Source organism: Flavobacterium sp. W21_SRS_FM3, from assembly GCF_052113625.1.
Taxonomy (GTDB): Bacteria; Bacteroidota; Bacteroidia; order Flavobacteriales; family Flavobacteriaceae; genus Flavobacterium.
The window spans coordinates 148,645-173,693 of record NZ_JBGQOD010000001.1; the positions used below are offsets into that span (position 1 = coordinate 148,645).

Here is a 25,049-nt window from a genome sequence, read left to right on the forward strand (position 1 = left end):
AGTTACAAAGGTTTTATAAGACAAAAGGTTCAAAGAAAATCTTTGAACCTTTTTTAACGTTTCATTAATAGCTGTTTAGTTGATCTCATTTAACATTTCGGCTATTTCATCTAATCTCGGTGTTAAAATAATTTCGATTCTACGATTTTTAGCTTTTCCTTCCGCAGTTGCATTAGAAGCTAATGGAGAAAACTCTCCTCTTCCTGCCGCAGTAAGATTTTGCTTATTGATTTTGCCATTTTCACTTAAAATAGCAACAATAGCTGTGGCTCTTTTAGTAGATAAATCCCAGTTATTAGCAATAGGACCTGAACTAGAAAAACCATCATTGTCAGTATGGCCTTCAATTAGTACTGAGATATCAGGATTATCTCCTAATACTTTCCCTACTTCAACAACTGCTTTCTTTCCTTCTGGGCCTACTGACCAACTTCCAGAATTGAAAAGCAATTTGTTCTCCATAGAAACATACACTTTTCCGTTTTTTTGTTCCACTGTTAAACCTTTACCTTCAAAACTATTCAATGCATTAGAAAGCGTTTCTTTTAACTTTTTCATAGCTGCTTCCTTAGCAGCAATTAGAGACTCTAACTCTTGTAATCTTTGCGCACTCTTGCTCAATCGTTCTTGTTCAATAGCTAAGGCTTTTCCTTTAGCATCTAGTTCAGCAAGCAAGTCACGATTTTTGCTCATATTGGCTTGCAAGGCTTCATTGCTATTTTTCTCTAATGCTTTGTATGAATCTTGAAGCACAGCCATTTTAGTATTCAAAGCAGCATAATCAGCAAGTGACTTATCACGTTCTGCTTTTACTTTATTCATTTCATTTTTCAGCGCATCTTGATCTAACTCTAATTGATTTTTGGCTAACAAAAGATCAGCATTCTCATCTGCCAGACTTCTGTTTTCTTTTTTTAAATCAGTAAACTTATTTTCTAAATCGGTATATATTTTCTTAGACACACAAGAAGTTGCTAATGTGAGCACTAATAATCCTAAGGAAATTCTTTTTATCATATTTAAATTTTAAATTGTAATTAAACTTATGCTATTTCTACTAAAACGGGACAATGATCAGAATGTTTTGCTTCCGGTAAAATAACTGCTCTTTTTATTTTTTCTTTAAGAGGTTCGCTCACTAAACAATAATCGATACGCCAGCCTTTATTATTGGCTCTAGCCGTAGGAACTCGCATAGTCCACCAGGTATAATTATCGGGTTCTTTATTTAAAAAACGGAAGCTGTCAATAAATCCATTGTTTAAAAATGCATCTAACCAAGCACGCTCAGCTGGTAAGAAACCAGATACATTTTTATTTCTAATAGGATCATGAATATCAATGGCTTCATGACAGATATTATAATCCCCGCAAATGACTAAATTAGGAATCTCTTGTTTTAAATCTGTGATGTAATTTTGAAAGTCATCCATAAACATAAACTTATGATCTAATCGCTCTCTATTTGTCCCAGAAGGCAAATACAAACTCATCACAGAGACCTCATCAAAATCGACACGAATGTTTCTCCCTTCAAAATCCATGTGCTCAATTCCCGTACCGAAAACAACATTATTTGGTTTCACTTTTGATAATATTGCAACTCCGCTGTACCCTTTTTTAGTTGCTGGAAACCAATAGTGATAAGGATATCCTGCCAACTCAAAATCCAATAACGGAATTTGCTCTGGAGAAGCCTTAATTTCCTGAAGACAAATTACATCGGGATCTGCTTGTTGCAACCATGTTATGAAACCTTTGGAAATCGCAGCACGAATTCCGTTCACGTTATAAGAGATAATTCTCATTTTTTTACAATTTTGATTTTCAAAAGTACTAAAAATAAAAAAGTATCTCCTACAAATACCCGAAAATCCAGTGGTAGAATGGTCAGATAATAGAGTTTTTTTCTATCTTTGTTCTTCGCTCAAAAAATAAAAAATAAATGGGTTTAGTTACCGCCAAAGAAGTTGCAAAAGCAATAAATGCTGAAAAATATGGGGTTTTCGGAACCTTTTCCGGTTGGTTGTTAATGAAAGTACTCAAAATATCTACTCTCAATAAATTTTACGACAGAAATAAACATTTAAAAGACGTTGAATTTCTTAATGGAATCATAGACGATTTACAAATTAAGTTTGAAATTCCTGAAGAGGATTTAAAACGTTTACCAAAGGATGGTGCTTACATCACCATTTCAAATCACCCACTGGGAGGCATTGATGGCGTACTACTTTTAAAATTAATGCTTGAAAGAGAACCTAATTTTAAAATTATTGCTAATTTCCTCTTACACCGTATTGAACCCCTGAAAAAGTACATCATGCCGGTAAATCCTTTTGAAAACCATAAGGATGCTAAATCAAGTGTGGTAGGTATCAAAGAAACTTTACGCCATTTGAGCGATGGTAAACCATTAGGAATGTTTCCTGCTGGAGAAGTATCAAGCTATAAAGATGGGAAATTGATGGTTGATAAACCATGGGAAGAAGGTGCTATCAAAGTTATTCGAAAAGCACAAGTTCCTGTTGTTCCCATTTATTTTCACGCCAAAAATAGCAGGCTGTTTTATTTACTTTCAAAAATTAGTGGCACCTTGCGCACAGCTAAACTTCCTTCTGAAGTATTTAGCCAAAAACACCGTGTGATAAAAGTTCGAATTGGTAAAGCCATCTCTGTTACAGAGCAAAACGAGCACAAAGACCTTGACTCCTACTCTGAATTCTTGAGAAGGAAAACATACATGTTAGCCAACCCTTTTGAGAAAGAAAGTAAGTTGTTAACTACTCCGCATTTAAAGCTACCAAAAAGTCCTAAAGAAATTGCTAATCCTGCAAATGGCGAAAAAATGATTGCCGAAGTAAATGCATTGCGCGATACAGATTGCAGATTATTACAAAGTAAAAACTACGAAGTCTTTTTTGCCGAAGCAAAAAACATTCCTAATGTATTGCATGAAATAGGACGCTTGCGCGAAATAACATTTAGAGAAGTAGGGGAAGGAACTAATGAATCCATTGACTTAGATAAGTTTGACCAATATTACCACCATTTATTCCTTTGGGATGAAGATGCTAAAAAAATAGCTGGTGCGTATCGTATGGGGTTGGGTTCTGAGATTTATCCTCAACATGGTATTGAAGGTTTTTACTTGAATGAACTTTTCCGTTTTGAGCCCGAATTACATGATATGATGCACAATTCTATCGAAATGGGACGGGCCTTTATCATTAAAGAATACCAGCAAAAACCAATGCCATTATTCCTATTATGGAAAGGTATTATTCATACTACTTTACGTTTCCCAGAGCATAAATACTTGCTTGGTGGTGTAAGTATTAGCAATCAATTTTCTGATTTCTCAAAATCATTGATGATTGAGTTTATGAAATCAAACTATTACGACCCTTATATTGCTCAATACATCCATCCAAAAAAAGCGTATAAAGTTAAACTGAAAGATGCTGACAAAGATTTCATATTTAATGAAACAGAAGCCGACTTGAATAAGTTTGACAAAATCATCGATGAATTAGAACCTGGTGTTTTGCGCTTGCCCGTATTGATCAAGAAATACATTAAGCAAAATGCAAAAGTGGTTGCTTTTAATGTAGACCCATTATTCAATAATGCTGTCGATGGACTAATGTACATTAGAATTGCAGATATTCCTGAAAGCACAATGAAACCTGTAATGGAGGAATTCCAAGCAGAATTAGAACGCAAACTAGCGGAAAAAGAAGACTAAATCTTTCTTCTTTCATAAAACTAAAAAGTCTCGACAATGTCGAGACTTTTTTATATTTAAAACCATCCTTTTTTATTCACTTGATAGGTTTGATAAAATTCCTCATCTGATTTCGTTAAATAGATAATTCCTTCTATGAGTCCTAATATGGCTGTCACCGTTCCACAGGTACACAAACTAATAACAAGCCATATAATACCTTCACTGGTGTAACCTAAAAGAAACTTATGAATTCCAAATGGTGCCAGCAGTATCGCTAATAGGCCTGCTGCTAACTTTTTATTGTTCTCATATACTGGTTGTGGATTATTCCAATGTTCGTATTTTGAATTTTCCATGATTATATCTTTATAGGATTGGTTATCAGCAAATAAATATATAAAATTTATTTAAAAGCAGCATCAATAGGCTGCCAAAGTTCGATTTTATTTCCCTCTGGATCCAGAATCCATCCAAATTTTCCATAATCATAAGACTCCATTTCCCCTACTACGGTTACTCCTTCAGCCTGTAAAGTGATTAACAATTGTTCTAAATTATGCACTCTGAAATTTTGCATGAATTCTTTTTCGCTTGGTGCAAAATAAGAGGTATCTTCAGCAAAAGGAGACCATTGGGTAGAGCAATCGTTTCCTTCTTTGTCTTTCCACCAAAATGTAGCACCATAAGCATCTGTTTTTAATCCCAAATGTTTGCCGTACCAAGCCACTAGTTCCTTTGAGTTTTTAGACTTAAAGAAAAAACCGCCAATGCCAGTAACTCGCTTTTCTTCGACGGTAGTACTTGTAGCACCAAAATATTTGTCTTTTATTTTATCGACAATTACCTGTGCCAATCGTTCGTGGCTCTCAAAAGTCCAACCCGCAACATGCGGAGTCAAAATCACATTTGGTGCGTCTAATAAATATTGAAAAGCTTCAGGAGTACTGTCTTCTTGAAAAAGGGTTTCAAAAGATAATTTTTCATATTCTAAAACATCTAGCCCAGCACCTACTATTTTTCCAGCTTTCATCGCAGCAACCAAGTCAGCTGTAACAATGTTTTTGCCTCTAGATGTATTGATAATCCAAAATGGCTTCGCAAATCCATTGATAAAAGCGGCATCTACCATTCTATTGGTCTCCGGAGTCCACGGAATATGCAAACTTAATACATCAACTTTTTGCTTAAATTCGTCTAACGATACTTGTTTTGCATTCACATCGCCCACATTTTCTAATATGTCATAGCACAGTACTTCCACATCAAAACCACGTAGTTTTTTGGCAAATGATTTCCCCATGTTTCCGTACCCGATGATGCCAACGGTTTTTCCGTCCAATTCGTGGCCACGATTACTCTCACGATTCCAATGTCCCGAACGAATTTCTTTGTCGGCTATATTTAATTTATTGAAAAGGGAAAGAATCATTCCTAGCGAATGCTCTGCAACAGCATTTCGATTACCTTCAGGGGCGGCAATTAGCGTCACGTCCTTACTTGTAGCATAGTCGCATTCTATACTCTCTAGACCAGCACCTACACGAGCTATAAACTGTAAATTTATTGCCTTGTCTAAGAATTGTTTATCAATCTTAAAACGACTGCGAATTACAACACCATGGTAATCTTGAATTTTGGCTTCAATTTGCTCTTTAGTTGAAGTAAAATCTTCATGATTAGTAAATCCTAGTGCTTGCAATTGATCCCACAGAATAGGATTATTACTGTCGATATGAAGTATTTTAATATTTTCTGGCTGCAACATACTCGTTTTATTTAGTGTTGTCCAAAGTTACAAATTAGAATTTGACAATCTAAAATATACCCTTTGTCTTTTTGTAACAAGTATACCACCAGCATCAGAACCTGTTAACTAAGAAAAACTACTTGAATCTGGCTGACCTCATCATTTTTTAATATATTCTCTTTGATAGCAATCGTAACATTCATCACTTAAAATCAGTTTGTCCCCTTCCAAAACAATTGTCTGACTTGGATTTCCTGAACTATAAACCACCATAGGTTTCTCTCCGCCAAGGATCGACTTTTTAGTTTCAATTGTGTACGCTTCTGTTGCTATTAAAATCCCGTTCTCATAAAATTTTATTTCTGATTTTGAGATTTGGATTTCGTTTGTAGTTGCAGGAATGGTAGTTCTTCCAGTGATACCGCCGCTCATTTGAACTAAAACCCAATTACCTACAATAGATTGCGTTTTTGCAGTAGTTTCTGTGGTGGTTGAGCAACTAAAGAAGGTAAACAAGAAGGCTCCTAATACTATAATATTTTTCATAATAAGTAGTTTTAGATAAGATGCTAAATTCTTTTATTGGTTGCGTCAAGATTAACTCGATTTTTCATCAAATTTGCAATTTTCTACTCGAGGCTGCGTGAGGGATAGTAGCTGGCTACCGAAGTAGCGCGTATAGCCCGAAGCTATTAAAAAAAGGGTCTTATCAACAGTACTGCTATAAGACCCTTTTTTTAATAGCGACACGCCCAAATTCTATTTATCCTTTTATTTTTTTTAATGCTGCTTTGATCCCGCGAATTATTGATGAGCTAAAGCCATGAGACTCCATTTCGCTCAATCCTGCAATCGTACAGCCTTGTGGTGTAGTTACACGGTCAATTAATTGCTCCGGATGCACTTGCTCTTCCATTAGCATTTTGGCAGCTCCTTTAACGGTTTGTGCCGAAATTTCTAAAGCTGTTTGCCAGTCAAAACCAATCTCAATACCCGCTTGCATAGACGCACGAATGTAACGCAAAGCAAATGCAGTTCCTGAGGCAGCTAGCACGGTTGCAGCATCCATCAGTTTCTCGTCAATTACGGGAGCAGTACCTAAATCAGCAAAAAGTGTTACTAATTGCTGACCTTGAGCTGCATTGTTATCGTGAAAAGAAATACAGGTAGCTGATTCTCCAAACTGTGCCGCAATGTTTGGCATGATACGGATGGCTTGGTTATCTTGACCTATTTTAGTTTGTAAGTTTTCAATTGAAAGTCCGGTAACTGCCGAGGCAATTATTTTGCTTTTTAGAACGGGTAAAATCTCAGCCAAAACCAAGTCAACCTGATATGGTTTTACGGTCAAAATTACAACATCGGCCTGTTGTATATTATGTGTATTATCTGTAGCAACTGTTATTCCTAAAGATTCTAGATGCTGAATTTTACTAATATTTCTGCGGGTAACCGTTATTTTATGGTTGCTTGAGAATTTTGCAATTCCTATCGCAACAGAAGCGCCTAAATTTCCGCCTCCTATAATGTGAATATTCATTTTTAGTAGTTGTTAGTTGGTTGTTATAGTTCAATTGTTGTTTTCATTTTAAAAGCCCAGAATCATTCTCGCAATAGAGAAATAGATTAGGATTCCGCAAATATCATTACTTGTCGTAATAAATGGCCCGGTAGCTAATGCGGGGTCTACGCCAAATTTATCAAGTAACAAGGGTACAAAGGTTCCTATTAATGAGGCAATAATAATTACTGACATTAAGGCTGCGCATATTACAAATCCGATGATAGGTGGTTCATCAAGCAGAAAGTAACTTCCTAAAAATAAGATAGACGCTAAGATTCCTCCGTTTAATAAACTAAGCGAAATCTCTTTAATCAATCGTCTAAATAACGATCCGCTCAAGGTATTATTAGCCAAACCTTGTACGATAATCGCAGATGATTGTACTCCAACATTTCCAGCCATTGCGGCAATTAGTGGAGTAAAAAAGAATAGATTTCCGTGTTCGGCCATGGCACCTTCAAATAAACCTAGTACTCTAACGGTAATAAATCCTCCTAGAAGTGCTAGAACTAACCATGGAAGACGTGCTTTTGTAAGTTCGATGATACTATCATCTGCCTCGACGTCTTGCGAGATACCCGCCGCTAACTGGTAATCTTTATCGGCTTCTTCTCTAATCACATCAATAATATCATCAATGGTGATACGTCCTACTAGTCTCCCCATCGCATCTACAACAGGTATCGCCTCTAGGTCATATTTTTGCATGATACGCGCTACCTCAACATCCTCGGCATCCACATTGACAAAAGTTACTTTGTTAATGTAAATTTCTGAGATTTGGGTTTTGGTAGAAGTCGTTAATAAATCTTTTAACGAAAGTCTTCCTTTCAATCTGTTCTCATCGTCCACTACATAAATGGAGTGCACGCGAGAAACATTTTCGGCCTGAGCACGCATTTCTTTAACACAGGTAAGAACGCTCCAGTTTTCATTTACTTTTACCAGCTCTTTCCCCATTAAACCACCAGCCGTATCTTCGTCATAACGCAACAGGTCAATAATATCCTTTGCGTGTTCTAAATCGTCCAGCTCAGAGATTACCTCTTCTTTTTTGGATTGTGAAAGTTCAGCGATGATATCTGCAGCATCATCCGTATTCAATTCATCCAGCTCTTCTGCAATCTCTTTTGCAGAAAGCCTTTTAAGGATATTCTCCCTTAAATCATCTTCTAATTCAAGAAGTATTTCAGATGTTTTCTCTGAATCTAATACCTTAAAGATATAAGTTGCCTCGTCAAAATCTAGTTCATCCAGAATCTCGGCTATATCGGCATGGTGCATCTCACCAAGTAAACGCTCTAATCCGGCGTCATCCTTGCTAACAATGTATTGCTCTAATTCGAGTATTAAGTCTTTACTGATTTTAAATTCCATCGGCCTCTATTTTTTTTGTCAGTTCAATAAATTCTTCTACGCTTAGTTGTTCTGGTCTTAAGTTAAAAACGGTATCTTCTCTTAACTCATCAGATAAATTTAATGTTTTTAAACTATTGCGTAGCGTTTTACGACGTTGTTGAAAAGCAGTTTTTACTACAGTAAAAAATAACTTTTCGCCGCAAGGCAAACTGTAATCCGCTTTTCTACGCATGCGCATCACTCCTGATTTCACTTTTGGTGGCGGGATAAACACGTTTTCGTCAACAGTGAACAAATATTCTACATCATAGAAGGCTTGCGCCAAAACTGATAATATTCCGTAGGCTTTACTTCCTTTTTTCTCACAAATACGTTCAGCCACTTCTTTTTGAAACATTCCAGCAAACTCTGGAATTTGGTGTTTCAGTTCTAATGTTTTAAATACGATTTGAGTAGATATATTGTACGGGAAATTCCCAATGATTGCAAACTGTTTCCCTTGAAAAACTTCATTGATATCGTATCTCAAGAAATCTTTAGAAATAATTTTATCTTTTAGCTTAGGGTAATTTTCATCTAAATAAGCAACAGACTCCGTGTCAATCTCGATGACGTAAGTATTGATAGGCTTGTCTAGCAAGTACTTTGTAAGCACTCCCATTCCGGGTCCAATTTCTAATACATCCTCGTATCCTTCCAGATTGATGGTATCAGCAATCGCTTTGGCAATGCTTTCGTCCTTCAAGAAATGTTGCCCGAGGTGTTTTTTGGCTTTTACTTTTTCCATTTTTTTTGTTTAAAGCTCAAAGCTTGCAGTACCCAGTTTATCCACTCAATACTTATTCCTTAAACTATTTATGCTATTTCTAGTGTTCAGAAATCACTTGTAACTCAGTTCTAAAAGCCAATACTTTATCTCCAAAAAGCTTTTCAATCTCATCGCGGAATTGAGGCGCATCTTCTTGATAATATCTCTCTAAAGTTTCCTTGCTATCTGTTGTATATTGTACTGAGTAGGTTACTCCACCCATTTCTTCTTCGATTAAAACACGTACTAGTCTAGCCGAAACAAATTTTCCAGTAGCTAAAATTTCTGGAATATGCTTGTGCTGCATGAAGATCATCCATTGGTCGTGAATACTTTCGTGTACGTTGCTTGTTACGTTATATATTATCATATCTTCTTGTTTAATTATTCGTTGTTGATCTGCATAACAGCTTAAACAAACCAGCATTGAACCTTTTATTATAAATTACTATCTCCTCTTAACTTTCTAAAACTTTTTCTTGCTTCCACAAAATAAATACTGTCTTCATGATTAAAAATAATCTTTTCATAAAGTGCTTTTGCCTTTTCGGGATTATTGAGTTTTTTATTATAGATTTCTGCCGAAAAGTACAAGGCTTCATCAATATATATTCCGTCAGCATGATTGCTTATTATATTTTGATATTGGCTTAAAGCCAAATCATATTGTCCTTTTTTCTCATATATGCCTCCTAATCTTAATAAGGTAACCGCAATTATTTGATTATCCTTAAACTGTTGCAAAACAGATTGAAACTGTGTAATAGCTTCATCATTTCTATTTTGATACAACAGATAATCGCCTTTGGCAAAGGCTGTCAATGCTACTTGTGTTGAATCTTCGACGGTATTATCATTGATCAGCAAAAAATATTCTAACGCATCATTAGCAATCAACTGCGTATTAGCCGATTTTAATTCTTTAAACTGCTTCAATGCCCACGGGAAATCAGTTTTGAAGTAGGTAGTTTTAGCTGCTTTTAAACTAGCTTCATGAGCCACTACATCATTTTTTAAATCCATTTCTATTTGAGAATAATAAAGCAAGGCTTGATTGAATTTTTCCTCTAATAATAAAATATCAGCTAATTCCATCTTTGTTTGAGCCTTCTCATAATCATTCAGCTGTAAGCTTAATGCTTTGTTGACAATTGCTCTAGCCTGCTCTGGTTTCTTGAGATTAAAAGCGACAAAATGTGCCTGAACTAATTGCAAAGATAAGGTAAAAGGAGTTATTTCATATTTAGTTAACAAAGCTTCTAAGGCTGAGTTGATTGCAGCATAATCAGTAGTTGTAGCCTTATCGATTCGCATTTTGATAAGATAGGTGTCCGCCTGTATCAGCAGCTCTAAATCTGATGTGTTTTCGATGATAAAACCTAGAATATCAGTAGCCGTTTCTTGATCATCTTCTTCAATGGCTTGCTGTGCTAGTCCAACAATATTAGCTAGCGACTCCGAGTTGCGTTTGTAAATGGCTTTTTCTTGAATAAATGCTTTTCCGAATTCTTTTTGTTGTACGTAATACCAACTCAGATACCGATTCCAAAAGATATCTTGTGTTTTTTGCACTCTAACAATCAATGCTTTCCTAACGCTTTCGCTAAAAGTAGCATCCGCTTCATCAGCCATAAATCGGGCCAGCTGTCCTTTTATTAAATTTGAGTTTTCTGGTGTAGCATAGGTTTCATCAAGAAAAGTTGCAATCATCATTTCTGTGTTTCCTAATTGTCCATAGAGTAAGGCCTTTTGGTAATTGAAGTTGTAGTTTGGCTCTATTGCTGTAGCTGTTTCATAGGATTTCAACGCATACTCCAGCAACACTTTTTTTTCAAATGCGTTAGCAACACCATAGACATCCCGAGTATTCTTCTTGATTTGCTCAATGGCCTGGTCGTAATATCCTGTTGCCTTAGCGTCATTTTTTTGCAATTGGTAATTATACCCTAACTCCACTAATAAGGTAGATTGCTTGTATTTATTAAGTCGGGATTGAATGGCTTTTTCAACAAGATCATATTGTTGCAATTGCTGATAACATTCTACTGTCCTCAAGAAATACTGCATGTTTTGAGGCACAGTTGATAGTAGCTCTTCATAACTGATTTTGGCTTTTTCAAAATCGCCTTTTTCATAATAATAATTAGCTAATTGCTCGTTTTGGGAAAAACAAACCAAAGAAAAAAACAAAGTGATATGTAGAAAAAGTTTTTTCATTAATTGTTTTTTAATCGTACTTCATTATTTCTATACAATGCAGTAGTCTCCGCAAATTAGTAAATTATTTCTCTCACCATTAAGAAATCAAGTGCTGCACTCAAATCTCTTAATGGTTTACATTATCTGTTATTAAGCGGTCGCTTAATTTATAATATCAAACCCACAGTATGGACGCAATACTTCTGGTATAACGATTCCTTCTGGTGTTTGGTAATTTTCTAAAATTCCCGCAAGCACTCTTGGCAAAGCCAATGCACTTCCGTTTAAGGTGTGTGCCAATTGGTTTTTTCCATCTTTGTCTTTGAAACGCAATTTCAAACGATTTGCCTGGAAAGTCTCAAAATTAGATACAGAAGAGATTTCTAACCAACGATCTTGCGCGGTAGAGAACACTTCAAAATCATAGGTTAATGAAGATGTGAATCCCATGTCACCACCACAAAGGCGCAATATTCTGTAAGGTAATTTCAATTCGTTTAGGATGTCTTTTATATGTTCTACCATTCCATCCAAAGCTTTGTATGAGTTGTCTGGATGCTCTACACGTACAATTTCGACTTTATCAAATTGGTGCAATCGATTCAGTCCGCGTACATGTGCTCCATAAGAACCAGCTTCTCTACGGAAGCACGGTGTGTAAGCTGTAGTTAAAACAGGTAATTCATTTTCGCTCAAGATTACATCGCGAAACAAATTAGTTACAGGAACCTCAGCAGTAGGAATTAAATACAAGTCATCCGTTTTGTCATGGTACATTTGTCCTTCTTTGTCTGGCAATTGTCCTGTTCCATAAGCCGAAGCTTCGTTTACCATATGCGGAACTTGCACTTCATTATAACCTGCAGCGGTGTTTTTGTCTAGGAAATAATTGATCAAGGCACGTTGCAATCTTGCTCCTTTTCCTTTATAAACAGGAAAACCTGCACCAGTGATTTTTACTCCTAATTCAAAATCGATAATGTCGTATTTTTTCACCAATTCCCAGTGTGGTTGTGCTCCTTCGTGCAAAACTGGCACTTCACCTTCTTCAAATACATTTAAATTTTCCTCTGGTGTTTTTCCAGCAGGAACAATATCTGCAGGAAGGTTAGGTAACGTATATAATTTTTCTAAAAGTTCAGTAGCAAATGCATCAGCTGATTCAGCGAGCCCTTTGCTTTTCTCTTTTAATAAAACTGTTTTTTCTTTTAGGATAGCCGCTTTTGCTTTCTCTCCGGCTTTCATCAATTCGCCTATGTCTTTGGACAATTTATTAGATTCAGATAAAATGCTGTCTAACTCTACTTGTGTAGCACGACGGCGTTCATCTAATTGAACAACTTCTTCAACAACGCTAGTGGCATCCATATTTCTTTTTGCCAAAGCCTTGATTACTTTTTCTTGATTCTCTCTAATAAATGCAATTTGTAACATAGCTTGATTTTATTAATCTTCTTTTATATAATGGAAGCAAATTTAAGGAAATGTTTGATACTATTGGGACAAAAAATTAGTCGAAAGTCGAAAGTCATCAAGTCCAATACTAATATATGATTCAAATGCCCTAATGTTTAATATACATTGACAACATTACTTCAAAAAAAACAAATAAAGTCAGGACTTTAAAAACTTTATGACATTGGACTTTTGACTTAGTTTACGCTCTTTTAATCTCGTGACCAACAAACTCTTCCAAGACTGCAAACATATCATCAACAGAAAGCACCTCAGTATCTGGGTGTGATTTTAAAAAAGTAGCGTTCAAAGTCACTAAATCTTCGTCGATTGCTGCAAATGACTGTGCATTTAAGATATCTCTGGTTGGGTTTACGCCTTCTAGTTTCCCTTTTAGGAATTTATCGCGCTTTACGCTGCTCATTAGTTTGGCTTTCTTACTTTGTTGTTGAAAGAATTCTAAGTGTTTCTCTGCACCAATTAACGCCAAACCTTCTTCAATTAATTCGTTTAGCTCAGTATTCCAACCGGAATTGTAAACAAATTGAGCAAAATTCCCTTCGGTGCACTGTGCATTATAATAGTCTAAATAATAACTCATGATTCCATCCTCATGAATCAAATCATCATCAATTTTTTCCTCACGCATTAAGTTAATTACCGAAATATTAGAATTGATTACATCTTTTGGGTTTTCGCTAGCTGCTGCCGTTTCTGAAATAATTATTTTACCAAATTCCATTTGTTTAATTTTTAAGGAGTGTGGGGCAAATTTCGGGTAAAATAAAACAGAAATGAAATACAATATGATTTATCTGATATCAGATTCATCACTATTCTTTTTCTGATTCATTTTTGTAACCAAAGCTTTCAAACGCAATGCTTTTTCTTTTTTCTCTTCCTGAAGCTTGGCTTTTTTTCGATTTAGCAATTTGGTATGCAAAGCCTTATTTTTAGTGTTTTTTTCGGGTCCTTTTGCCATAATATAGAAGCTTCATTGATTGTGTTTGCAAATATAAAAAAACGAATTAAAATGCAGCTTTAGTAGAATGAACTAAACAATGTATTACATATTAACTTATGGCAGAAGAATATAAAAAAGTATCTTTGCAAGTAAACACAAAAACAATGAGTAACGATTTAACTAATTCTAGTCTTGATAGAAAGAATATCTTAAACAATAATATTGCTATCCAAGGTATATATGAAGAACTGGGTTTTTATGGAATTAAGTTTGATGGTAAATATCGCTTTACCAAGCAACAAATTGCTCAGTATTTTGATGTAGATATACGAACTATTGATCGTATCTTAGAGAATAATAAAGCAGAGTTAGAAATTAGTGGTTACGAATTATATACAGGTTCTAAGCTAAAAGCATACAAAGAAAAAGTATTTAATTTTGTGAAAAACGCCAAAGACAAAAAGGATGTTCACGACATGAATGTCGTGAACATCCTTCAATTAAATGAAAGTGAACTAGATAGCTTATCAAAATCACCCCAATTATCAGTATTCACATACAAAACTTTCTTAAATATTGGTATGCTTCTAACTGGTTCAGATAAAGCTCAAAAATTAAGAAGTTCAATATTAGACATTGTAATTGATGTTTTAAATAAAAAATTAGGAGGTAAAACAAAATACATAAACCAAAGAGAAGAAGAATTTTTACCCAGTGCTATTAGAGAACATAATTACCGTAAAGAATTTACGAATTCACTAGATTTTTATATTGTTGAAAATAAATTTAAATATAGCCAACTTACAGACAAAATTTATAAAAGTATTTTTAAGGAAAATGCCAAAGAGTATAGAAAGATACTAAACCTAAATTCAAAAGAAAGTGTCAGGGGCACAATGTATTCAGAAGTTCTGGATTTAGTTTCAGCTTATGAAAATGGCTTTGCTAACTATTTAAAAAACAAATCTGAAACTTTAAACAAAAAGCTCTCGTTATCTGAAACTCATTTGATTTTTTCTGAATTTGAAAAAATAATGGAGGCATTTGTAAACCCCTTACAAGAAAAAGCAAGAAGCTTAATGGCTAGTCGTGATTTGGTTTTTAGAGATGCATTACATGAAAAATTAAAAGACTATATAAACGAAGTCAGCACAGAAGATTTTGATAAATTTTTAGGCAATAAAAGCATGGAGCTTGAAAAAAGATTAGAAGAAAACAAAGAAGTATTTAAAAGACTAAAAGAACGTTAGTAATGAAATTAATCTATTTTTCTTCAGAATACGCGATAAAAATTCATGACAAAATAATTGAAATTTCTGGTGGTCATCCTGGAATTAAAAATTTTGGAAATATTGATAGCCCTCTTCATCATATTCAAAACGACGACTACTACCCTACGTTTGAAGAAAAACTTAGTCACTTAATATTCTCGTTTAATAAATTCCATGCTTTTAATGATGGCAACAAACGCACTTCAATTGCAATAGGAGCATTCTTTTTAGAAGTAAATGGTTTGGATGTATTTGTCAACAAATTTATCATAGAAATGGAAAATATTGCTGTAACAGTTGCTGATAATTTAATAGAAAAAGGCCTACTACAAGAAATAATAACAGCAATAATTAACGAAGTTGATTATTGCGAGAATTTGAAATTAAAAATCATAAATGCTCTTAGTCAGGTTAAAGATGATGCAGAAAAAATAAATTTAGGTATCGATTTTTACAAGGATGTTTTTTAAAAAACATTATTATCCCTCCTACTTCCCTAGACCCGATTACTTCACTTAATTCTATTTTATTGGAGTTCAGTGAACTTCGTTTGCAGTGGAAATCCTTATTGTTTTTCCTTTAAAAACAATAAGATTGCAACGAATAGCGGGAAACAGCTTCAAATAAAAATTCTATTTCTTATTTTTGCAGCCAATAAAATTGAATCATGATACAGAATCCAAAAAGATATACGATTACAGCGGCATTGCCTTATACAAACGGCCCTATTCACATTGGCCATTTGGCGGGTGTTTACGTGCCATCAGACATATATTCCCGTTACTTGAGATTGCAAGGTAGAGACGTTTTGTTTGTTTGTGGAAGCGACGAGCACGGTGTAGCGATTTCGATGAAAGCGAAGAAAGAAGGGATTACTCCTCAGGAAGTAATTGATAAATATGATGGAATTATTCGTAAATCGTTCTCGGATTTTGGAATTTCTTTTGACAATTACTCTAGAACTTCGGCTAAAATTCATCATGATACCGCTTCGGAATTTTTTACTACATTATATGAAAAAGGGGACTTTATAGAACAAGTTACCGAACAATTGTATGATGCGAAGGCAGACCAATTCTTGGCAGACCGTTTTGTTACTGGAACTTGCCCAAAATGTGGTAATGAAGAAGCATATGGTGACCAATGCGAAAAATGTGGTTCTACACTGAACGCAACGGATTTAATAAACCCAAAATCGACAATTACCGGAGAAACTCCAATCATGAAATCAACAAAACACTGGTTTTTACCTTTGGATCGTTACGAAGATTTCTTGAAAGAATGGATTCTCGTTGGACATAAAAATGACTGGAAACCCAATGTTTACGGACAAGTTAAGTCTTGGATTGATGGCGGGCTAGAGCCTCGTGCAGTTACGCGTGACCTTGACTGGGGAATTGATGTTCCTGTTGAAGGTGCCGAAGGAAAAAAATTATACGTGTGGTTTGATGCGCCAATTGGCTACATTTCTTCTACGAAAGAATGGGCTTTGCGCGAAGGAAAAGATTGGGAACCGTACTGGAAAGATCAAGACACTAAGTTGGTTCACTTTATAGGGAAAGACAATATTGTTTTTCACTGTATCATTTTTCCCGCGATGTTGAAAGCAGAAGGAAGCTATATTTTGCCAGACAATGTTCCTGCAAATGAGTTTTTGAACTTAGAAGGAAATAAATTATCAACGTCTAAAAATTGGGCAGTTTGGTTGCACGAATATTTGGAAGAATTTCCAAATCAGCAAGATGTTTTGCGTTATGCTTTGACATCGAATGCGCCAGAAACAAAAGACAACGACTTTACTTGGAAAGATTTTCAAGCAAGAAATAATAATGAATTGGTTGCCATTTTTGGAAACTTCATTAACCGTGTAGTGGTTTTGACCAATAAATACTACAATGGAGTTATTCCAAGTCCGAATACATTATCAGGTGTAGACGAAGCAACTTTGACAGAATTGAAAGCTTATCCTGCTGTGATTTCTAGTTCTGTAGAGCGTTACCGTTTTAGAGAAGCTCTGGGAGAGTTGATGAACGTAGCGCGTTTAGGAAATAAATATTTGGCCGATGAAGAGCCTTGGAAAATGATAAAAACTGATGAAGGTCGCGTACAAACACAAATGTATGTAGCGCTTCAAATTGCTGCGGCTTTGAGTTCACTTTGCGAACCGTTCTTGCCATTTACATCAACAAAATTATCAAGAATATTGAAAATCGAAAGTCCGTTGAGTTGGAGTACGATTTCAGAAACATCAGATTTGATTCCAGCGGGTCACCAAATAGGAGAAGCGGAATTGTTGTTTGCCAAAATTGAAGACGAGGAAATTCAGAAACAAATTGACAAACTAGAAGCGACCAAAACCGCTAATATCGCCGAAAACAAAAAAGCAGAACCTCAAAAAGAAGCGATTCAGTTTGATGATTTTGCCAAAATGGATTTGCGTGTTGGAACAATTCTGGAAGCAGAGAAAATGCCAAAAGCGAACAAACTGTTAGTTTTGAAAGTAGATACCGGAATTGATGTTCGTACGATTGTTTCAGGAATTGCTGAGAGTTTTAAACCAGAAGACATTGTAGGAAAACGAGTAACTGTTTTAGTAAACTTGGCTCCAAGAGCTTTACGTGGCGTAGAAAGTCAAGGAATGATATTGATGTCTACTAATACCGATGGGAAACTGGTTTTTGTCAATCCAGATACTGATGGTGTTGCAAATGGGGACACTATAAATTAAAAAAAAATAACCTATATAAATACTGATTTCACTAATTTCACCCAACGATATGTGTGAATTAGTGAAATTTGTGTTTTTAATAGCCAGTAAAAATGACCAATGCAAAACCAAGATTAGCTATAGCTTTCGGAATACTTTGTATTTCGATTTTCCCCATTTTGGTTAAGCTGAGGCTGACACCTGGACTGATTTCGGCTTTTTACAGAATGGCTATTGCCTTCTCATTGCTTTTGCCTTACTTACTCATCACCAAAAAATTTAAATTACCCCAAAGAAAATACCTTTTGCTAGCCATACTTTGTGGCGTTTTATTTGCCTCAGATGTTGCTGTTTGGAACATTGCCATACAAGAATCAAGTGCTACTCAGGCTTCTTTATTGACTAATTTGTCTCCGTTATGGGTTGGGATTATTTCCTTTTTGTTTTTAAAAATAAAACCGGCTACTAATTTCTGGATTGGTACGACCGTAGCACTATTTGGAATGGCACTATTAGTTGGCTTCCAGTTTTTTCTAGATTTGGATTTTGACAACGCCTTTATCCTAGCTGTATTATCAGGCATATTCTACTCCATATATCTACTAGTTAGCAAAAAAGCCCTTACTCATATAGATGTACTTTCATTTATGATGATTAGTTTATTAGCCTCTTCGCTATATCTAGCAATAGTTTGCTTAATAATGAATGAACCCTTCAACGGTTTTTCTAATAGCGGCTGGTTTGTTTTACTAATTCAAGCGGTAGTCTGTCAATTAATGGCATGGCTGGCTATAAGCTATGCTACTCAACATATGCGTCCTACCAGAGTTTCCTTAAGTTTATTAGGACAAACTGTATTAACTTCCATTTTAGCCTGGGCTTTTCTGGACGAACAAATAACATTTAATATGATTATAGGCGGTGTGATTTTGCTTCTTGGAATCAGAATTACGTTTTATACTACTAATATATTCAGGGAAAAATTAACTAACTAATCTAAAAACAGACTACTAAAAAATACAAATCACCATGACAAATTTTAAAGTAATAGCCTTTGATGCTGACGACACCTTGTTTGTAAATGAAACCTATTTTGCTGAAACCGAAGAGAAATTTTGTTCACTAATGAGTGATTACCTATCTAAACAAAGTATATCACAGGAACTTTTTAAGGTCGAAATAGACAATTTAAAGACTTATGGTTACGGTATTAAAGGGTACATTCTTTCGATGATAGAAGCAGCAATGAACATTTCAAACAATACCATACCCATAGAAGTGATTGGAAAAATCATCCAGTACGGAAAGGAATTAACTGAAAAACCAATTGAATTACTTGATGGTGTTGAAGAAACCCTTGAAGCGTTGCACGGCAAATATAAATTAGTAGTCGCTACTAAAGGAGATTTACTAGATCAGCGTAGAAAGTTACATAATTCAGGACTAGGGAAATATTTTCATCACATTGAAGTAATGTCTGATAAAAAAGAAAAGGACTATTTGGATTTAATTAAACGTCTGGAGATACAACCTGAAGAATTTTTCATGATTGGTAATTCCTTAAAGTCGGATATTTTACCTGTTTTAGAAATTGGGGGTCATGCAGTACACATTCCGTTTCACACTACTTGGGAACATGAAAAAATAGATCATAAAATAGCACATCAAAACTTTAAAAATTATGATAAAATTAATGCAGTTTTAGACTTACTTGACTAATTTTTAGATTTTTTAAGATATTTTTTTGTGTAATTATTTACTTAATTATAATTATCACTCTAAATATTCTTAATTAAAAGTAGAAAAAAAGAATTATTAATAATTTAAACACTAAAATTATAGCAAAATACCAACGATACTGTACTGTTTATAGAATTATAATTAATTCTTATATAATTAACATATAGAAATTTCTTATTAAACATTATGTTGTATTTTCGCATTAAATATTAAAACAGAAAACAATGAAAAAATTAATACTTACGTTTGTTTTTGCTTCGGCATTCACAACAATGAGTGCTCAAACAGAAACTGCTGAAAAGAGCACAGCAAATACAGATTACAACAAATGGTCTGTTGAATTAGCAGGTGGATTTAATAAACCAATGAGACCAATGTCTGCAGGTACAAGAACTGCAGTAGTTAGTCCTTATGTTGCTGACTTAGGTGTTCGTTACATGATTAACAACAAATTCGGTTTAAAAGCTGATTTCGGTTACAACAGCTTTACTCAAGGTGATGATTCAAGAAACTTTGATTCAAAATACTACAGAGCAGACTTACAAGGTGTAGCTAACTTAGGTAGAATCATGAATTTTGAAACTTGGACTAATACACTTGGCTTATTAGGTCATGCTGGTTTCGGTTTAGGTTTTGGAGAATCTGATAATAGCGAAGGAACTGACAAAATGGGTAACTTTATTGCTGGTGTAACTGGTCAAATTAAATTATCTGACAGAATTGCATTAACAGGTGATTTCACAACTATCTTAAACGCTAAACAAGATCGTACTTTTGATGGTTTAGCTCAAGCTGGTTCTCCTGGATTTGGTGGAGTTCTTTTCAATGGTACAGTTGGTTTATCTATTTACTTAGGTAAAAACACAAAACATGCTGACTGGGTAACTCTAGTAGATAAAGATGTTTTAGCTCTTACTGAAAGAGTTGACAACTTAGAAACTATGTTGATTGATACTGATCAAGATGGTGTTGCTGATTATTTAGATCTTGAACCTAACACTGTATCTGGTGTAATGGTAGATTCTAAAGGTAGAGCAATCGACTTAAATAACAACAGAGTTCCAGATGAATTAGAAAGTTATTTATTAAAAACTTACGGTAAAAACAATGATTCTACAGTTTATAACAATGAATTAATCAAAAGTTTAATCAACGGTGGTTATGTTGCTGTATACTTTGATTTTGATAAATCAACTCCAACTAACGTTTCTACTGAAGGTACTGATTTTATCTTAACATACTTAAGAAACAACCCAACTGCATCAGTAGACATTATTGGTCACGCTGACGAAATTGGAAGATCTGCATACAATGATAAATTATCTAATGCAAGAGCTAACAATGTGAAAAACACTTTAATCAAAGCTAAGGTTGATGCTTCAAGATTAAACGTTGTTGCTGCAGGTGAAGATACTTCAGTTGAAAAAGATTCAGATGCTGCTAGAAAATTAGTAAGAAGAGTTACTTTCAGAGTAAAATAATTCGAAACTAAATATTTTAAAAGCCCTAAAAGGAATTCCTTTTAGGGCTTTTTTTATTATAAAATTAACCCTAACATCAATTGGTAAAATGATTGAATTGAGGTAATTTTGAACAAAAATATTACTTTTGAAAACACTATTAGACCTTGAGAATTGGCCAAGAAAAGAACATTTTCATTTTTTTAGAAAATTTGAAGAACCTTTTTTTGGAGCTACTGTTCAAATTGATTGCACGCAGGCTTATGCCAAAGCCAAAGAATTAAATTGCTCATTTTTTGTCTATTATTTGCATAAAACATTAGTTGCAGTGAATAAAATAGAATCCTTTAGATATAGGATTTCAAATGATGAAGTCTACATTTATGACCAGATTGATGGCTCAGCTACAATTGGAAGAGAAGATGGCTCTTTTGGTTTTTCATTTATCCCGTACAATAGGGAATTTTCCATTTTTGAAAAATCTACAATTGCAGAAATTGATAGGGTGCAAAAAACACAGGGTCTGTTTACGCGCAGTTTTGATGAAAATGAAAACCTGATTCATTTTTCGGCAATACCTTGGTTAAATTTCACAGCTTTATCTCATGCGAGAAGCTATAGCTTTCCAGATAGTTGCCCTAAAATATCTTTTGGTAAAATGATTAGCGACGACAACGGTATGAAAACCATGGCTATGTCAGTACATGTGCATCACGGGTTAATTGATGGGCTGCATTTAGGTCAGTTTGTAGATTTATTTCAAGAAATCATGAACGAATAGTTGTCTCTTTTTTTGTAACTTTACCATAAACCGTAAATTATGTTATCAAAAAATATTGCATCAGCTCTTAATGAACAAGTGCGCATCGAAGCCGAATCATCACAAACTTATCTATCCATGGCCTCTTGGGCAGAAACACACGGACTAGAAGGTATCTCTAAATTCATGTATGCACAATCTGATGAAGAACGCGCACACATGCTTAAATTAGTTAAGTTTATCAATGAAAGAGGAGGTCACGCACAAGTAACTTTATTAAAAGCGCCAAAAACAACCTACAGTACCTTTCAAGAGATGTTTGAAGAGTTGTATAAGCATGAAGTTTATGTATCGGAATCAATTAATGAGCTGGTACATATTTCTTTGATGGAAAAAGACTATGCTACGCATAACTTTTTGCAATGGTATGTTGCAGAACAAATAGAAGAAGAAGCTCAAGCTAAATCTATTTTAGATAAAATTAATTTAATAGGTGATGATAAAGGCGGATTGTATTTATTTGATAGGGACATCCAACAACTAACTGTCAACAGTTCTATAGCAATCAATCCGAAATAGTTAAAGTTTATTTAGAATACATAAAAATAACATATCTTTGCTGAGCAATTGAATTTCAAACAAGGTGAGTAAGAAAGAAAAGGGTAAAGAGAAGAAAAAGGATAAGAAGGATGCACTTAAAAAAATTAAGCAAGCAGCATCTTGTAAAACTAAGTGCTGTAAAAAATTCCAAAAAGGGGAAGACAAACGCTGCAAGCGTTGTCCGCTATTTGATTTAATCAAAAACGTGGCATAAAATAATAAAAAATGCCCTCTAGTAATGGAGGGCATTTTTATATTCTATCAAGCGGTAAGTATTCTATTTTCCCAATAATAATACTTCAGACACAACCACTTCTGTAACATAACGTTTTTCACCGTTTTTGTCATCATAACTTCTGTGTGTAAGTTTGCCTTCAACTGCTATTTCTTTGCCTTTAGTAACAAACTTCTCAATGATATCGGCAATACTACCCCAAGCAACTAATCGATGCCACTGCGTTTCTTCCACTTTTTCTCCTTTATCATTTTTATAACTTTCATTAGTAGCCAAGGTAAAATTAGCTAATTTTTTTCCTCCTTCGAAATTTTTGATTTCTGGATCATTTCCTAAATGACCGATCAACTGTACTTTGTTTCTTAATGCATTCATGGCGTGTAAAATTTAAATATTGTTGTTAGATTAAAAGTTCTGTCGAATGTTATTTGTTTTCGACACTGCAAAGATGCGATGAGCGTTGAATCTTATTCGGTTAGTGTTCAATTACTTTCGGTTGTAAATATTTGTAACCGTTTGTAATTGGATATGAATTTGACTACATTAGCCTAAAATAAAACCCTTTTATGCCTACAAATATCAAATCGATAGAATTACGTAATCTACAAATTGAGGATTACAAACAATTAAAAAAATCCATGATTGAATCGTACCCAGAAATGGCAGAGTCATTTTGGATGGAAAATCAGATCGAACTTTTATTAGAAAAATTTCCAGAAGGACAATTGGTTATTGTTGTAGACGGAATTGTTGTAGGTTCTGCATTATCTTTATTAGTAACCGAAGATTTTGCTTTTAAAACCAGAAGCTATAAAGCAGTAACAGGCAATTTTACTTTTTCTACTCATAACCCTGAAGGTGAAGTTTTATACGGAATTGATGTGTTCATCAATCCGCAATATCGTGGATTGCGATTAGGAAGACGATTGTATGATGTAAGAAAAGAATTGTGCGAGCAACTGAACTTAAAATCAATCATCTTTGCTGGAAGAATTCCGAATTACGGAAAATTTAAAAATGAAATTACCCCAAAAGTATATATTGAAAAAGTAAAGAAAAAAGAGGTCTATGATCCCGTTTTGTCTTTCCAATTAAGCAATGACTTCCATGAAATTCGGGTCCTAAAAAATTATTTAGAAGGAGATACAGAGTCTTTAGAATATGCCGTACTACTAGAATGGAACAACATCTATTATGATGATAGCCCTAAATTAATAAACGCTAAAAAAAGTGTGGTTAGATTAGGCTTAATTCAATGGCAAATGCGTTCATTAGCTAACCTAAATGCCCTTTTTGATCAAGCGGAATTTTTTATTGATACCGTTTCTGGTTACGGAAGTGATTTTGCTTTATTTCCTGAGTTTTTTACAGCGCCTTTAATGGCCGACTTTAACCATTTGTCAGAACCAGAAGCGATTAGAGAACTCGCGAAACATACCGAAGCTGTTAAATTAAAATTCCAGGAATTTGCTATTTCGTATAATATCAATATCATTACGGGAAGTATGCCCTTTATAGAAAACGAGCATGTATATAATGTTGGATTTCTATGCAAAAGAGATGGTACTAATGAAATGTATCGCAAAATTCACATTACACCTAACGAAGTTTTTCACTGGGGAATTACTGGAGGAGATATCATACAAACATTTGACACTGATTGTGGAAAAATAGGGGTGGTTATTTGTTATGACGTAGAGTTTCCAGAGTTATCAAGATTAATGGCTGATGAAGGAATGAACATTTTATTTGTTCCCTTCTTAACAGATACACAAAATGGATACACACGAGTAAAACATTGTGCTCAGGCACGAGCTATAGAAAACGAGTGCTATGTAGCAATTGCAGGTTGTGTAGGTAATTTACCAAAGGTGAATAATATGGATATCCAATATGCACAGGCGGCTGTATATACCCCTTCTGATTTTGCTTTCCCAAGCAACGGAGTTAAAGCAGAAGCCACACCTAATACAGAGATGACCTTGATTGTTGATGTTGATATCAATCTTTTAAAAGAACTTCATGAACATGGAAGTGTAAAGATTATGAAAGACAGAAGACACGATTTATACAGCCTGAAAAAACGATAATCATGAAGACTTGCCTAGAATGCGGTGAAAAGATTGTAGGTCGCGAAGACAAGAAATTCTGCAGCGATGGCTGTAGAAATGCCTACAATAATAAAATGAATAAAGACAGTACTAATTTTATGCGCAATGTGAATAATAAGTTGCGCAAAAACTATCGCATTCTTTCCGCTCTCAATGTAGATGGTAAGTCAAAAACTACCCGAGCTAAATTGCTTAGCAAAGGATTTGATTTTGATTTTTTTACCAATATTTTAAATACTAAGACAGGAAATACCTACTATTTCCTGTACGATCAAGGCTACATGCTTTTAGACAACGATTTTTACATGCTAGTCAAAAAAGATATTTAATATCATAAAC

General features: G+C 34.6%; 25 protein-coding genes and 1 pseudogene. 12 read left to right on the forward strand and 14 right to left on the reverse strand.

Translation table 11 applies throughout. From position 1 onward, the window contains the following. Nucleotides 1-75 precede the first annotated feature (75 nt). Together ACEN2K_RS00630 and ACEN2K_RS00635 are read right to left on the reverse strand one after the other, a co-directional pair. Nucleotides 76-1,017, reverse strand: a complete 942-nt coding sequence (locus ACEN2K_RS00630) for an OmpA family protein (RefSeq protein ID WP_441757374.1) — start codon at nt 1,015-1,017, stop codon at nt 76-78. A 26-nt stretch (nt 1,018-1,043) separates the two neighbouring features. Further along, nucleotides 1,044-1,808 carry an exodeoxyribonuclease III gene (locus ACEN2K_RS00635; RefSeq protein ID WP_441757375.1) on the reverse strand — a complete coding sequence of 255 codons (765 nt, stop codon included), beginning with the start codon at nt 1,806-1,808 and terminating at the stop codon, nt 1,044-1,046. A 137-nt stretch (nt 1,809-1,945) separates the two neighbouring features. On the opposite strand from ACEN2K_RS00635, the gene ACEN2K_RS00640 reads away from it, so the two are divergent. Continuing rightward, a complete protein-coding gene (locus ACEN2K_RS00640; protein ID WP_441757376.1) occupies nt 1,946-3,748 on the forward strand; it encodes a GNAT family N-acyltransferase in 1,803 nt (600 codons plus the stop codon). A 56-nt stretch (nt 3,749-3,804) separates the two neighbouring features. Here ACEN2K_RS00640 and ACEN2K_RS00645 read toward each other — a convergent pair whose 3' ends face one another. From ACEN2K_RS00645 to ACEN2K_RS00695, 11 genes and pseudogenes are all read right to left on the reverse strand, one after another. Continuing rightward, nucleotides 3,805-4,086: a TM2 domain-containing protein gene (locus ACEN2K_RS00645; RefSeq protein WP_441757377.1), complete on the reverse strand. Its 282-nt coding sequence runs from the start codon at nt 4,084-4,086 to the stop codon at nt 3,805-3,807. A 458-nt stretch (nt 4,087-4,544) separates the two neighbouring features. Continuing rightward, nucleotides 4,545-5,495 (reverse strand): annotated as a pseudogene (locus ACEN2K_RS00650) (2-hydroxyacid dehydrogenase); the annotation flags it as partial. A 141-nt stretch (nt 5,496-5,636) separates the two neighbouring features. Beyond that, nucleotides 5,637-6,023, reverse strand: a complete 387-nt coding sequence (locus ACEN2K_RS00655) for a hypothetical protein (RefSeq protein WP_441757378.1) — start codon at nt 6,021-6,023, stop codon at nt 5,637-5,639. A 217-nt stretch (nt 6,024-6,240) separates the two neighbouring features. Further along, entirely contained in the window at nt 6,241-7,017 is a 777-nt protein-coding gene (gene proC, locus ACEN2K_RS00660; RefSeq protein ID WP_441757379.1) for a pyrroline-5-carboxylate reductase, read from the reverse strand. Between the two features lie 48 nt (nt 7,018-7,065). After that, a complete protein-coding gene (gene mgtE, locus ACEN2K_RS00665) occupies nt 7,066-8,418 on the reverse strand; it encodes a magnesium transporter (RefSeq protein ID WP_441757380.1) in 1,353 nt (450 codons plus the stop codon). After that, the gene (rsmA, locus tag ACEN2K_RS00670; RefSeq protein ID WP_441757381.1) at nt 8,408-9,187 is read right to left on the reverse strand and encodes a 16S rRNA (adenine(1518)-N(6)/adenine(1519)-N(6))-dimethyltransferase RsmA; all 780 of its coding nucleotides are present in this window, start codon (nt 9,185-9,187) and stop codon (nt 8,408-8,410) included. Before rsmA ends, mgtE begins: the two co-directional genes overlap by 11 nt. Nucleotides 9,188-9,266: 79 nt before the next feature. Then, nucleotides 9,267-9,578 (reverse strand): DUF4286 family protein, encoded by a 312-nt coding sequence (locus ACEN2K_RS00675; protein ID WP_441757382.1) that lies wholly within the window; start codon nt 9,576-9,578, stop codon nt 9,267-9,269. Nucleotides 9,579-9,646: 68 nt separating this feature from the next. Further along, nucleotides 9,647-11,425, reverse strand: coding sequence for a tetratricopeptide repeat protein (locus ACEN2K_RS00680; protein WP_441757383.1), 1,779 nt, complete (start codon nt 11,423-11,425; stop codon nt 9,647-9,649). Between the two features lie 144 nt (nt 11,426-11,569). Further along, on the reverse strand, nt 11,570-12,841 hold the full coding sequence (gene serS, locus ACEN2K_RS00685; protein WP_441757384.1) for a serine--tRNA ligase: 1,272 nt from the start codon (nt 12,839-12,841) through the stop codon (nt 11,570-11,572). Between the two features lie 223 nt (nt 12,842-13,064). After that, nucleotides 13,065-13,604: a DMP19 family protein gene (locus ACEN2K_RS00690; protein WP_441757385.1), complete on the reverse strand. Its 540-nt coding sequence runs from the start codon at nt 13,602-13,604 to the stop codon at nt 13,065-13,067. Nucleotides 13,605-13,673: 69 nt separating this feature from the next. Further along, the gene (locus tag ACEN2K_RS00695) at nt 13,674-13,844 is read right to left on the reverse strand and encodes a hypothetical protein (protein WP_441757386.1); all 171 of its coding nucleotides are present in this window, start codon (nt 13,842-13,844) and stop codon (nt 13,674-13,676) included. A gap of 98 nt (nt 13,845-13,942) precedes the next feature. On the opposite strand from ACEN2K_RS00695, the gene ACEN2K_RS00700 reads away from it, so the two are divergent. The 9 genes from ACEN2K_RS00700 (at nt 13,943) to ACEN2K_RS00740 (ending at nt 22,578) form a co-directional block, all read left to right on the forward strand. Beyond that, entirely contained in the window at nt 13,943-15,076 is a 1,134-nt protein-coding gene (locus tag ACEN2K_RS00700; RefSeq protein WP_441757387.1) for a DNA-binding protein, read from the forward strand. Nucleotides 15,077-15,078: 2 nt separating this feature from the next. Then, on the forward strand, nt 15,079-15,567 hold the full coding sequence (locus ACEN2K_RS00705; protein ID WP_441757388.1) for a type II toxin-antitoxin system death-on-curing family toxin: 489 nt from the start codon (nt 15,079-15,081) through the stop codon (nt 15,565-15,567). A gap of 197 nt (nt 15,568-15,764) precedes the next feature. Continuing rightward, entirely contained in the window at nt 15,765-17,825 is a 2,061-nt protein-coding gene (gene metG, locus ACEN2K_RS00710) for a methionine--tRNA ligase (RefSeq protein WP_441757389.1), read from the forward strand. A gap of 92 nt (nt 17,826-17,917) precedes the next feature. After that, nucleotides 17,918-18,799, forward strand: a complete 882-nt coding sequence (locus tag ACEN2K_RS00715) for a DMT family transporter (RefSeq protein ID WP_441757390.1) — start codon at nt 17,918-17,920, stop codon at nt 18,797-18,799. A gap of 34 nt (nt 18,800-18,833) precedes the next feature. After that, nucleotides 18,834-19,523 carry an HAD family hydrolase gene (locus ACEN2K_RS00720; RefSeq protein WP_441757391.1) on the forward strand — a complete coding sequence of 230 codons (690 nt, stop codon included), beginning with the start codon at nt 18,834-18,836 and terminating at the stop codon, nt 19,521-19,523. 245 nt (nt 19,524-19,768) lie between these two features. Then, nucleotides 19,769-21,025: an OmpA family protein gene (locus ACEN2K_RS00725; RefSeq protein ID WP_441757392.1), complete on the forward strand. Its 1,257-nt coding sequence runs from the start codon at nt 19,769-19,771 to the stop codon at nt 21,023-21,025. 127 nt (nt 21,026-21,152) lie between these two features. Further along, nucleotides 21,153-21,785 (forward strand): CatA-like O-acetyltransferase, encoded by a 633-nt coding sequence (locus tag ACEN2K_RS00730; protein WP_441757393.1) that lies wholly within the window; start codon nt 21,153-21,155, stop codon nt 21,783-21,785. Between the two features lie 39 nt (nt 21,786-21,824). Then, nucleotides 21,825-22,343, forward strand: a complete 519-nt coding sequence (locus tag ACEN2K_RS00735) for a ferritin (protein WP_441757394.1) — start codon at nt 21,825-21,827, stop codon at nt 22,341-22,343. Nucleotides 22,344-22,407: 64 nt separating this feature from the next. Further along, complete coding sequence (locus ACEN2K_RS00740; protein WP_441757395.1) at nt 22,408-22,578, forward strand: hypothetical protein; 171 nt, start codon at nt 22,408-22,410, stop codon at nt 22,576-22,578. 63 nt (nt 22,579-22,641) lie between these two features. On the opposite strand, the gene ACEN2K_RS00745 is transcribed toward ACEN2K_RS00740, so the two are convergent. Beyond that, entirely contained in the window at nt 22,642-22,974 is a 333-nt protein-coding gene (locus tag ACEN2K_RS00745) for a single-stranded DNA-binding protein (protein ID WP_441757396.1), read from the reverse strand. A gap of 191 nt (nt 22,975-23,165) precedes the next feature. Between ACEN2K_RS00745 and ACEN2K_RS00750 the strand changes: the two genes are divergently transcribed. Together ACEN2K_RS00750 and ACEN2K_RS00755 are read left to right on the forward strand one after the other, a co-directional pair. After that, the gene (locus ACEN2K_RS00750; protein ID WP_441757397.1) at nt 23,166-24,689 is read left to right on the forward strand and encodes a GNAT family N-acetyltransferase; all 1,524 of its coding nucleotides are present in this window, start codon (nt 23,166-23,168) and stop codon (nt 24,687-24,689) included. Nucleotides 24,690-24,691: 2 nt separating this feature from the next. Further along, a complete protein-coding gene (locus tag ACEN2K_RS00755; RefSeq protein WP_441757398.1) occupies nt 24,692-25,039 on the forward strand; it encodes a hypothetical protein in 348 nt (115 codons plus the stop codon). Nucleotides 25,040-25,049 lie beyond the last annotated feature (10 nt).